This is a genomic window from Bacillus sp. BC05(2025) (assembly GCF_056725905.1).
The window spans coordinates 996,150-1,007,771 of the sequence record NZ_JBWYRA010000001.1; the positions used below are offsets into that span (position 1 = coordinate 996,150).

General features: G+C 32.6%; 11 protein-coding genes. 2 read left to right on the top strand and 9 right to left on the bottom strand.

Features of this window, described 5'->3' with window-relative positions:
• Positions 1–131: 131 nt before the first annotated feature.
• From ACZ76X_RS05185 to ACZ76X_RS05215, 7 genes are all read right to left on the bottom strand, one after another.
• Positions 132–1,835 carry a peptide ABC transporter substrate-binding protein gene (locus ACZ76X_RS05185; protein WP_000727510.1) on the bottom strand — a complete coding sequence of 568 codons (1,704 nt, stop codon included), beginning with the start codon at positions 1,833–1,835 and terminating at the stop codon, positions 132–134.
• Between the two features lie 349 nt (positions 1,836–2,184).
• Positions 2,185–3,447 (bottom strand): dicarboxylate/amino acid:cation symporter, encoded by a 1,263-nt coding sequence (locus ACZ76X_RS05190; protein WP_479849788.1) that lies wholly within the window; start codon positions 3,445–3,447, stop codon positions 2,185–2,187.
• 204 nt (positions 3,448–3,651) lie between these two features.
• On the bottom strand, positions 3,652–4,689 hold the full coding sequence (locus ACZ76X_RS05195) for an LCP family protein (RefSeq protein WP_479849789.1): 1,038 nt from the start codon (positions 4,687–4,689) through the stop codon (positions 3,652–3,654).
• Positions 4,690–4,706: 17 nt separating this feature from the next.
• On the bottom strand, positions 4,707–5,705 hold the full coding sequence (locus ACZ76X_RS05200) for an anti-sigma factor (RefSeq protein ID WP_098668727.1): 999 nt from the start codon (positions 5,703–5,705) through the stop codon (positions 4,707–4,709).
• A gap of 12 nt (positions 5,706–5,717) precedes the next feature.
• Positions 5,718–6,251, bottom strand: a complete 534-nt coding sequence (locus ACZ76X_RS05205) for an RNA polymerase sigma factor (RefSeq protein WP_098668728.1) — start codon at positions 6,249–6,251, stop codon at positions 5,718–5,720.
• 227 nt (positions 6,252–6,478) lie between these two features.
• Entirely contained in the window at positions 6,479–7,285 is an 807-nt protein-coding gene (locus ACZ76X_RS05210) for an ABC transporter permease subunit (RefSeq protein WP_479849790.1), read from the bottom strand.
• Positions 7,278–8,171, bottom strand: coding sequence for an ABC transporter ATP-binding protein (locus tag ACZ76X_RS05215; protein ID WP_479849791.1), 894 nt, complete (start codon positions 8,169–8,171; stop codon positions 7,278–7,280). The genes ACZ76X_RS05210 and ACZ76X_RS05215 overlap by 8 nt, the downstream gene beginning before the upstream one ends.
• A 137-nt stretch (positions 8,172–8,308) precedes the next feature.
• On the opposite strand from ACZ76X_RS05215, the gene ACZ76X_RS05220 reads away from it, so the two are divergent.
• Positions 8,309–8,929 carry a TetR/AcrR family transcriptional regulator gene (locus tag ACZ76X_RS05220; RefSeq protein WP_154214287.1) on the top strand — a complete coding sequence of 207 codons (621 nt, stop codon included), beginning with the start codon at positions 8,309–8,311 and terminating at the stop codon, positions 8,927–8,929.
• A 92-nt stretch (positions 8,930–9,021) separates the two neighbouring features.
• Here ACZ76X_RS05220 and ACZ76X_RS05225 read toward each other — a convergent pair whose 3' ends face one another.
• On the bottom strand, positions 9,022–9,966 hold the full coding sequence (locus ACZ76X_RS05225) for a helix-turn-helix transcriptional regulator (RefSeq protein ID WP_479849792.1): 945 nt from the start codon (positions 9,964–9,966) through the stop codon (positions 9,022–9,024).
• An 82-nt stretch (positions 9,967–10,048) separates the two neighbouring features.
• Here ACZ76X_RS05225 and ACZ76X_RS05230 point away from each other — a divergent pair, with 82 nt between their 5' ends.
• Positions 10,049–10,492 carry a VOC family protein gene (locus ACZ76X_RS05230; protein ID WP_479849793.1) on the top strand — a complete coding sequence of 148 codons (444 nt, stop codon included), beginning with the start codon at positions 10,049–10,051 and terminating at the stop codon, positions 10,490–10,492.
• Positions 10,493–10,548: 56 nt separating this feature from the next.
• On the opposite strand, the gene ACZ76X_RS05235 is transcribed toward ACZ76X_RS05230, so the two are convergent.
• A complete protein-coding gene (locus ACZ76X_RS05235; protein WP_479849794.1) occupies positions 10,549–11,580 on the bottom strand; it encodes an oxidoreductase in 1,032 nt (343 codons plus the stop codon).
• Between the last annotated feature and the right edge of the window lie 42 nt (positions 11,581–11,622).

Consider the following 11,622-nt stretch of genomic DNA (forward strand, 5'->3'; position numbering starts at 1 on the left):
GACCATCCTACACGTATCCTCCATCTACTACATTTCATTTCTTCTCTACTCTTTCATTTTCACTTTCAATTGCACAATAAAAAAAGTACTTCAAGGCATGTAGTCTGCTTTGAAGTACTTTTTCAACTCTATTATTTTTCAGTAACATATGCCCACTTATAGCTGTATTCTGGGCTAATATTATGCTTAACAACACCTTTTACATGCGGTTTCATAACATAAGATCTAGCACTTTGATATAAAGGTACAAGAGCTACATCTTCTTCAAGAAGTAATTTCTCTGCTTTTCCTAGTTCCTCCCAGCGTTTCTTCGCATCACTCATTAATTCCCCACCAGCTTTTTTAATTATTTCATCATATTTCTGATCAGAGAAACTCATTTGGTTATGAGAGTGCTTACTTTCAAACATATCTAAATATGTCATTGGATCCGCATAATCTGGGCTCCATCCACCATATGAAATATCATAATCTTGATCTGATTCTAATTTAAGTTTTTGTTTAAACGGCTGCAGTTTAATATTTACTGTTACACCTTTTAAGTTTTTCTCAATTTGATCTTTTACATATTCCCCAACTTTTTTCGCATTACCAGTATCATAGTTTAAAAACTCAATTGTAACTTGATCTTTTCCAAGTTCTTTTTTCGCTTCTTCCCATGCAGCAGCTGCTTTTTTCGCATCTGGTTTAACACCGTTTTTAAACGTTTCTTGGAAGTCTTTCCCATCAGGTCCAGCTGCTAAGCCTTTCGGCACTAAATAATCTGCAGGTTTTGACCCATCATTTAAAATAACATTTGTTAAATTCTTTTTATCAATTGATAGCGCAATTGCTTCACGTAATTTCTTGCTCTTTAATGGTGTATCTTGTCCACCACGTTTCTGGTTTAAACGTATAAAGAACGTACTTGGTTCGTTATACACCCCATATTCCTCTTTATTATTTCTATATTTGTCAACAAATTCACCTGTTAATAAGGAGAAATCAATTTGACCACTATCATATAAATTCACATTAGTTGCTGGCTCTTTTACAACACTATAGTTAATTTCATCTAATTTTACAGTCTTTTTATCCCAATATTGATCATTCTTCTTCAGTTTCCAACCTTGCTCATGCTTCCAATCAGTAAGAACGAACGGTCCGTTATATACAGTTGTATCAGATTCTAAACCGTATTTATCCCCTTTTTCTTTTACGAATTTCTCATTTAATGGATAGTACGATGGGAATGCTACTAAGTTTAAGAAGTATGGTACTGCTTGTTCTAATTCAACTTCTAAAGTAAGGTCATCTACTGCTTTAACTCCAAGTTCTGTTACAGGTTTTTCACCTTTATTAACCGCTTCTGCATTTTTAATTGGGAATGCAATGAATGCATACTCAGCAGCTGTTTTTGGATCTAATAAACGTTGCCATGCAAATACGAAATCTTTCGCTGTTACAGGATCACCATTTGACCATTTTGCATCTTTACGTAATTTAAATGTATATTTTTTACCATCCTCACTCTTCGTGCTTGATTCTGCCGCAGCTGGGATTGGTTTATTCTCTTTATCTAAACGGTATAAGCCTTCCATTGTGTTCCCTAAAATTTGAGAGCCCAAAGTATCTGTACTCTTCGACGTATCCATTGTTGGAATTTCCTGATTTTCTGTTTTATTGAACACTTGTTTCGCTGCTAATTTTTCTTCTGATTTGCTATCTCCGCCAGAGCTAGAATTTGTGCTTGTCTTCTTATCTCCGCCTGATGTAGAACATGCTGTCAATGCCATACTCATTGCTAAAACTGGTGCTACAACTGCTGTTAGTTTTTTCATTTTTTTCTTTTTCACTTTCTGTACCCTCCCTAATTCTAAACGCTCTCATTTAAGAATTTTCTGATAATTCTGTTTTTCTTTATATATTTATCAGAAGATTCTTATTAACTATTATTCTACTAATTTTTTCGGTTTTGTAAAGTGTTATTATTGAAAATTTTTAAAAAATTATTTTTTTACAGTAATATTCATAAAAATCCTATAATCTTTCGAAATACTATACCTCATTGAATCTTAGGTATTGATTTAATAGTCTTTATATCCCCACCGCTATAAACCTCCTGTAAATTATTGTTAATAAATAATGTATATCGTAACAAACCTCTTTTCTACAAAAATAAAAAAGTCAGCATTGCTGACTTTTTTATCCGACCATGTTCTCTTTTTTCATTTCCTCTATTACTCTCGTATACTTCTCTTCATCAAATTCATTTTCACTTTTTGCAACAACTACAGTCGCAATACCGTTACCAATTAAATTGACGATAGCACGTGCCTCTGACATGAAACGATCTACACCAAGTAATAGTGCTAACCCTTCTAATGGAATAACATTCATCGCAGATAACGTAGATGCTAATACAATAAACCCTCCACCTGTTACTGCGGCTGCACCTTTAGATGTAACTAATAAAATAGCTATTATCGTTAATTGTTGACCTAGTGAAAGATCGACGTGAAAGACTTGAGCTAAAAATATAGTAGCCATCGATAAATAAATCGTCGTTCCATCTAAATTAAAAGAGTATCCTGTTGGAATGACTAAACCTACTACTGGCTTCGAACATCCGAAGTCTTCCATCTTTGTCATCATTCGCGGCAATACTGATTCTGATGATGATGTCCCGAGAACAATGAGTAATTCTTCTTTAATGTGAGCTAAATATTTCCACAAACTAAATTTGTACAGTTTACAAATAAAATTTAAAACAATAAAAACAAATAATGCCATTGTCGCATATACACAAATCATTAATTTACCAAGTGGTATGAGCGTGCTTAAACCATACTTTCCAATTGTAAATGCCATCCCACCGAACGCTCCAACCGGTGCTAACTTCATAACAATAGATAAAATATTAAAAAATACTTTTGATAGTCTTTCAAAAAAATCGATAACTGGTTGTCCATTTTTTCCGAGCATCGTTAACCCTGCACCGAATAAAATGGAGAAAAACAGCACTTGTAAAATATCACCTTTTGCAAATGCTTCAAACATGTTAGACGGTACAATATGTAAAAAGAAATCCACCCACTGCATTTCTTGCCCGCTTTGTACATATTGCGAAACATCTCCGCCCTTTAGCTTTGAGGGATCTAATCCATCTCCGGGACGTACAACATTCGCTATGATGATACCAATAATTAAAGCCGCAGTTGTAACAATTTCAAAATATAATAGTGCCTTACCACCAACACGACCTACCTTTTTCATACTTCCCATACTTGCAATACCAAGCACAATCGTTAAAAAGATTATCGGTGCAATGACCATTTTAATCATATTGATAAACGTTTCACCAATTGGCTTCATCTGCTGTCCAACACTAGGCCAAATTGCCCCTACTGCAATACCACAAATAATTGCCACAATAACTTGGAATGTTAAATTTTTTACAATTCTCATTTTTAATACTCCCCTGTTTCTTTCATTTCTTTCATACAATTTCAATAATTGCTAATGATGCATTCTATGTAATAGCCCCCCTGCTATGTAACTTAAACCACATTATTATGTTACACTATTATCCATGATTCGAAAATAGTATATAACATTTAAAATTAAATGACATACTATTAAACATAATAAAAAGCAGACATTATGCCTGCTTCAATTCTCCTCAATCTGCTTTTCACTTAATCCTAGATGCGTTCTAAGCGTATTACTCAAACTCTGTAGATCTTTTTTATTAGGATTATAATAATATACACGTTGTCCATTTGGACCGTTAGGTAAATACAAATCATCACCAGCTAGTTGAATTTTTTCAACTGAACCATTTAAACCGTACTTATAAAATGATAAAATATCATCCATTACTAAGTTTGTTTTAAAATCACCGTCAACCGCCTCAACTATTTTTTCTAGCTTCGTAATCGAGCCTACACTTTTTAATTTGCTTAACATCGCTTCAATAACAAGTTGTTGGCGCTGACCTCTCATTGCATCACTATCAATATGACGCGTTCTTGCCAGCGCAAGCGCTTCTTCCCCTGTTAATTTTTGTAGTCCTTTTTTCAAATGAATCGCGTCAGGTTCATCTTTACTATTTTGCTCCGTAAATTCAACTGGGACATCTACTTCAATCCCATCTAATCCATCGACAATTTTAGTAAATGCATTAAAATTAAACTTCACAAAATAATCAACAGGCACTTGTAACAATTTTTCTACCGCTTCCACTGAAGCTTGTGGCCCTCCATCTTTACCATTTTTAACGAAACCACTTCCATATGCATGCGTTATTTTATCTTTTTTCTTTTCAACTGGAACATATGTGTATGTATCACGTGGTATACTCGTTAATTTCACGGTCTTATCATCTTTATTAAAAGTAGCTAAAAGTAGCGCATCTGTATGAAATGCACCATTATACTCCTTTTGTCGTTCTTGATTTTCATCAATGCCCATAATTAAAAGTGAAACATTATTTGTAATCGGCTTTACAGCTTTCTCACGTAAATTTGATTTTTCACCACGCGCTAAATTCAAACTAGATTTTTGTACGAGATTAGAGGTTTTCATATATATATAAGTACCATATCCAACTCCGCCAAATAGTAATACTACTAACAGTACACTTATTATCATTGTCTTCTTATATTTTCTTTTATTTTTCTTTTCTCTTGAAGAAGAGGTATTCTCCATATCGTTCCCTCCGTTTTCTATTCATCTAATATATTTTTCAATTTTTCATACTTAGCGCTATCCTTTTGAAATACATTCTCTTTTAACCCCTTGTTTATTTGTATCCATTCAGTCGTAATCGAATATTGAATCATACCTTCGTGGAAACTAAGGAACTTTAGCATAATCCCTGTATTTTTCTCTACAACCATTTCAAATTTCCCTCTTAAATCTTCAGATGTACTTACAGGCATTTCTATGTTTATTGTCCCTTCTATTTTGTAACAATCAAGTCCAAGGTACTTCGTTTCTTTATAATTCCAATCTTTATATCGGATTAATAAATCAGCAAATTCTGATTGAATACTATACTTCGCGAATCCTATATATTCATCATCATACCTTTTTTTCTCGCCCGATTTTCTCAATAACCTTTCCGTAGGATTTAATTTTAATAGTTCATAGTTCCTTTCTTTCGGGCTCCATTTTTTCTCTTTGTATGTATACTTCTCATCATCAAATTCTTTTTTCTTACCCTCGTTATATATAATGGTTCGTTTTTTCGTTAGCTTGTCTTCTTTTGAAGAAATTCCTCTTTGTTGCTCCGTATCAATCGCATATTTATATGTTGTAGCAATTCTTGACGAGCTAGAATATTCCTCAAATTGCCCTGAAATATTTTTAAAATGATCAATAGAATCCAGCATCTTTTCATGAATCTTTTCTTTATCTGGATAATTTACATTCGATTTTATTTCTTCTTCATTTTCATAATCAGAAAAATCCTTCTTCTTTATATATTCAAATACCCCACCATTTTGAGCAAAAATTTGATCAGAAAACTCCGACATAGACACAATGGAAAGTGTTAGAACCGCAGCACTTATAGCCATCATATAAACTCTGTAACCTTTCTTTTTTACCGGGAGATTATGTAGTGTACGATTAATTTTTTCATTTAACTCTGGTGGTACTATAACATTCTCTTCGTTTATTCTCTTTTTTAATTGTTCATCAAATAATTTTTCGTTATCCATCCTATACACCCCCTATTCCATCTGTAATCGTTTTTGCAGTTGTTCCCTCGCACGTGACAATCTCGACTTTACTGTTCCTTTTGGCACTTCTAAAAGCTTCGCTATACTCTCTTGATTCATATCTTCATAATAATAAAGCACTGTAACAGCTCTTAACTCTTCATGTAATGATTGAATCGCATTACACAAATCTATATCTTCATACTGATCATAAGCACTCATATTATAATCATTTTCTTCTATTACCATTACCTTTTTGTATGATCTAATAATGTTGTTACACTCATTTATCAAAATACGAATTAACCAAGTTTGGAAAAACTCTTCTTTCTTTAATTTTTTTATATTTTCATAGGCTTTTAAAATTGTTGCCTGTATCGCATCCTCTATATTTGTCTCATCGCGTAACATAGCCTTTGCAATGCGATACATCTTCACTTTTTCTGTATGTATAAGCGCCATAAATGCTTCATGATCACCTTGTTTCGCTAAAGAAACATCCGTTTCTTCTTTTACAATCATTTTATATAAAGGGATTACTTTCACAATTGCTCCTCCTGTTTCATCCTCACTTCAAATTTAACTTTACATGTATTAGACGGATGAGCCTAGAAAAAGGTTCATTTTTTTGAATATTTTCATAAAAAAAGGTAAACATTCTTCATGTTCACCTTTTTTATACGTAACTCTGAGGACATATCCATTTGGATCGACAACTTTAAAACAATTATTTTCTCATCAAAAAAGCCCACTCTATCAGTGGACTTTCTACTTTACAACGGTAAATCCCTCTTCCTAAACACAACAATTGCTGCTATAAAAATACAAAGCGCTCCCGCAGTTAAACCAATACTTACTGGCCATATATTATATGTTCCTTCAGCAATTTCTTTCGGACGAAATAGCGTAAATAATGATATATTTTTCATCCACTCTAACTTATCACTTAATTTACCTACCATATCCGCTACGAAAAATAAAATTGTTAAACTTGCTGAATAACTAAGTGCCTTTCTTTCATCGTTACATATACAAGAAAAGAAAAATGAATAAGCACTAACGACTAAAAATATGAGCCCTCCGACTACGTTTATTTTCAAAAATAATTCTTTATTTAAGTTATTATCTTCTAAAAACCATTCTGCACCTACTATACCTGCTACATACGTAACCGCTACAATAATTAGTAGTCCTAATATAAGAATAGCCGCTTGCGTAATTGCAATTCGTACTCTAGATACAGGCGTTGCCAGCAAGTATGCCATCGCTCCCTTATCTACATGACGAGCAATTAAATGCGTTGCAACTGTTACACAAAAAATTGTTAATATGATAATAAACAATAGACTATAATATTCGCCAGCTAAAAAATCCATTACGTTTTGAATCGGACTTTCCATACCAACAATTTTTTTCACGCTATCAGGCATAGCACTTATTAATTCATTTAACCCTTCCGCTGATACCATGGAAGGGAATATCCAAATTAACAACCATAAATAAAGAGCTGCACCCGTAGCATAACTCCAAATACTTTTTTGTGTTTCTTTCAAACTAGCTAAAAACAATTGCTTATTCATGCTTTACCCCTTCTTTCTTATCGTAATAATGCATAAATAAATGTTCTAAATCCATCGCTCTCGTTTGAAGTGCTGTTACATTATAGTTTGAAAGTATTTGTAAAACAGTTTGATAGTTTCCTTGTACGATAATCGATGCTTCTCTACCTTTCACCACTTCAAATTGTAAATTACATTGTGTAAGAGATTCAATCTCTTCTTGCGACGATACGATTACATCTATTACCTGTCGTCTCATGCTTTGTAAATCATGAATATTTTCAACAGTTACAAGACGTCCATCTTTAATTATAGCCACTCTGTCACAAGTTCTCTCAATCTCAGTAAAAATGTGCGATGACATAAGGATTGTTTTCCCTCTTTGCTTTTCCTCCAATATTAAATCTATAAATACTTGCTGCATAAGTGGATCGAGTCCAGATGTTGGCTCATCTAAGATTAGCACTTCTGGATCGTGCATAAATGCAGCGACAATCCCTACTTTTTGCTTCATTCCTTTAGACATTTTGCGAATCGGTGTTTTCACATCAAATTGCAGACGTTCTATTAGCTCATCTCGTTTTTTCGTATCCTTTAAACCACGCATTCCTTGCATTAACTTTAAAAATTCTAATCCATTCATTCCCTCAATAAAAGAAATTTCGCCTGGTAAATAACCGACTTCCCTTTGAATTTTCGCTGCTTCATCCCAGCAATCTAATCCAAAAATTGTCGCTTTACCAGCTGTCGGTTTTATAAATCCCATTAAATTACGGATCGTTGTGGATTTACCAGCACCATTCGGTCCTAAGTAACCGAATACTTCTCCTTCTTTTACATCAAATGTAATATGAAACAAGCCTTTTCCATTTGAAAACTGTTTTGTAACATCTTGAACTGAAATCATAATTCCACCTCGTTTTTTGAAATATTTAATGTATGATATTTCAAAATTATTGTACTCCTCATCTTTCATATTCGCAACAACTTTTTGAAATATTTATATGTCCATATTTCAAAAATATTGTTTTCCATTATTTTTTCTTGTATATTTTAATTGAGGTGATTGCATTGAACGGCTTTGAAAAAGTGAAAGAAAAGAAAAAACGTGCCATAAAAGAGGCAGCCTTCTTATTATTTTCAGAACGTGGATTTAATGAAGTAAAAATAGAACATATTGCAAAAAAAGCAAATGTTTCTCAAGTTACAATTTATAATCATTTTGGAAGTAAAGATGCGTTATTTAGAGAGCTTATACAAGAATTTATCATATCTGAATTTCAATATTATAAAGATCTTGCAGAGGAAAAATTACCTTTTCATGATATGATGCAAAAAATGATTGTAAGAAAAATGAATACTGGTGGGTTATTTCAGCCCGATATGTTACTGCAAATGATGCAAAGAGATGAAGAGCTCCGAGAGTTTATTTATAGTTATCAAAACGAAAAAATCCTGCCTTGGTATTTAGAAATATTAGAACAAGCACAGCAAAAAAATGAAATTAACCCTCATCTTACTAAAGAAATGATGTTGCTATACATTCAAATGTTTACTAAATTAGGCGATGATTTCGGAGCCAAACTTCTTGAAGGAGATCGCGAAAAACATATACAAGATATCGTTACGATGTTCTTTTATGGACTATCTGTTCCAGAAAAATAATGTTTCTATAGAAAAAATAACATTACAAAAAAGCCCTTTGGATATTTTAAATCTCAAGGGCTTTTTCATGTCAAAAATAACTAAAACTAACTTTATCTTAAAGAAGTTAAATGCTGCTTTAAAGATAATACCTTATTATAGATTAACTCTTTTAGCATCACAGGCTGAATTGAAATAATCGTTTCACCGAAATTTAGAAAATAACTTGAAATAAACTCAACTTCTTGCTTGTTAAAATAGCCTGTTATACTATAATTTTCATTTTCTTTTTGTATCCTCATGGAAGGATAATTCTCTTTGTCAAAAATATCTTTTCCTTTTTGATTAACAATGACACTAAAATCAATTGCATCAGGTTTTCTGTGAAAGTTTGTAAGATAACTTAATAGTTCTTCAAGATTTTTTGAATTCGTATTGCTTGTTTCCTCAATAGAAAGAATTTTATCACATCTAATTATTTGAACATCATTTGTCTCAAAATTAAAGATTTTAGCATACCACTGGCCAAATTTAGATTCGATTCGAATAAATTGGGCGACCAATACTTTCTCCTCATCTTTTTTTAAATATGTTAAATGATAAACTCGCTCAGCAAAAATCCCCTGTAAAGTTTCTTTTAAGAATGGACTAAAATTACTATGATTTGTTACTTCAAAGGAAAGCGTTCGTTCCATAATCGAAATATTTTTACTCACATTATCAGGTAGTACATGTTTAAATTTATTTTCAAGCGCAATACTTTCTATATTAAATGGTTTTGTCTTGTATCCATTTAGTGTAAGAATTGAAAAGTATAACGCATACATTTCATCCACACTAAAATAAATTGGAGATAACACACTATTTTCTATAATTTTATAACTTCCATTTCTACCTAGTTCAGAATATATTGGTACACCTATTTCTTCCAATGATTGAATATCTCGTAAAGCTGTACTTTTAGAAATATCATATCTAACCATTAAATCTTTTAAATTAAAATATCTTTTATTATTTAAGAAAATAAGCATATCATTTATTCGTTCCGTTTTTTTCATATTTCCCTCCCGAAAGGTGTCATGTATTGAAACCTTTTTAGTCTATATTATAATTATTAACGAATAAAGGAGTTGTGAATTTATGACATTAGAAATAGCTATTTTTCTCTCAATGAATGGGCAAGCAACGGAGGCAATTAACTTTTATACACGTAATTTAGAAGCCAAAAAATTAATGGTTGTTACGTATGAAGAACTGGCGAAAAGAGATCGTTCTTTTAAAATTACAAGTGAAAATAAAGAACATATCGCTCACTCTGTTTTACAAATTGGGAATACAAAGCTAATGATAGCAGAAGATACAATGAATCCTAATGAACGTTATAACGTTGGAAATAACATGTCACTTTGCATTCAAAGCGCTAATTTAGAAGAGATACAAAGGTTTTATAATAATTTAATTTCCGATAAGCATGTGAAAATAATCTCTCCGCTAGAAAAAAATATATTTAGTGAAGCATATGGTATTATTGAAGACCCTTACGGCATACAAATCCAGTTAATGTATGACAAACGATTAAGCTAAATAATTAGCCATAGTCACATATCCCTAGTAAAAAAGACACGAAATTCGTGTCTTTTTTACTTTACAGTGATAACTCTACCCGTCTCACTACTTTCAATTGCTAATTGAATAAGCCTAATAACTTCTAATCCTTCTTCTGCTGTCACAGGTGGTTTCTCACCATTTATAATACTATCTCTTACACCTTTATAATACATATCATAACAGCCAACTTCTGTCGGAATACGTACTAACTCTTCTTCTGTTTCTAGAGTAGCAAAATTCTCTTCAACGTCTACTCCATAACCGTTATCGCCTGGCTTCATTCCATTTTTTAATTGTTCTTCCTGTGAATCCATACCGTATTTCACGATAGAACCTTTATCTCCATGCAGTGTAAAGTGTGGACCTGCTTGCTTTACGTAACTGCTACTATGTAAAGTGACACGTTTCACACCGTAGTGAAATATAACATGGAAGTAATCATCAATTTCTGCACCTGGTCGTTGTTTGATTACATCTGCACTTATCGCTTCTGGTTTCCCAAATAATGATAATGCTTGATCAATTAAATGCGAGCCTAAATCATATAATATTCCTGATCCTGGTAAGTTCTTTTCTCTCCAGCGGTCGCGTACATGTGGACGGAAACGATCAAAATGCGCTTCATATGCATATACATTCCCAATTCTATTGTCTTCTAACAATTTCTTTATCGTTAAAAAATCATTATCAAAACGACGATTATGATATACACTTAATACTACATTATATTGCTCTGCTAATGAAATAAGCTCTTTTCCTTCTTCAATTGAAACAACAAATGGTTTTTCCACAACAACATGCTTACCGTTTAATATCGCTTCTTTTACATATGGAAAATGAGTTGTATTCGGTGAAGTAATGACCACTAAGTCAATATCAGCTCGCTTCACCAATTCATCAATTGTACTAACGACGTTAGCATTTGGTAATGCTTCTTTTACTACCTCTTCTTTTGAAGATAATACGGCACGAATATCGTATTCCTCTATCGTTTGTAATAATGGGATATGAAATGTTGTACTGGAAAATCCAAATCCTACAATGCCTACACCTATTTTTTTCATGTTGCCCCTCCATCTGTCCCACTTTAACAGGCAGTAAGATTC

What these genes read in the sequence shown, in the direction of transcription:
- ACZ76X_RS05190 (WP_479849788.1), bottom strand. Translation starts at nt 3,447, where the DNA reads ATGAGAATTGTAAAAAATTTAACATTCCAAGTTATTGTGGCAATTATT.
- ACZ76X_RS05195 (WP_479849789.1), bottom strand. Translation starts at nt 4,689, where the DNA reads ATGGAGAATACCTCTTCTTCAAGAGAAAAGAAAAATAAAAGAAAATAT.
- ACZ76X_RS05200 (WP_098668727.1), bottom strand. Translation starts at nt 5,705, where the DNA reads ATGGATAACGAAAAATTATTTGATGAACAATTAAAAAAGAGAATAAAC.
- ACZ76X_RS05210 (WP_479849790.1), bottom strand. Translation starts at nt 7,285, where the DNA reads ATGAATAAGCAATTGTTTTTAGCTAGTTTGAAAGAAACACAAAAAAGT.
- ACZ76X_RS05215 (WP_479849791.1), bottom strand. Translation starts at nt 8,171, where the DNA reads ATGATTTCAGTTCAAGATGTTACAAAACAGTTTTCAAATGGAAAAGGC.
- ACZ76X_RS05225 (WP_479849792.1), bottom strand. Translation starts at nt 9,966, where the DNA reads ATGAAAAAAACGGAACGAATAAATGATATGCTTATTTTCTTAAATAAT.
- ACZ76X_RS05230 (WP_479849793.1), top strand. Translation starts at nt 10,049, where the DNA reads ATGACATTAGAAATAGCTATTTTTCTCTCAATGAATGGGCAAGCAACG.
- ACZ76X_RS05235 (WP_479849794.1), bottom strand. Translation starts at nt 11,580, where the DNA reads ATGAAAAAAATAGGTGTAGGCATTGTAGGATTTGGATTTTCCAGTACA.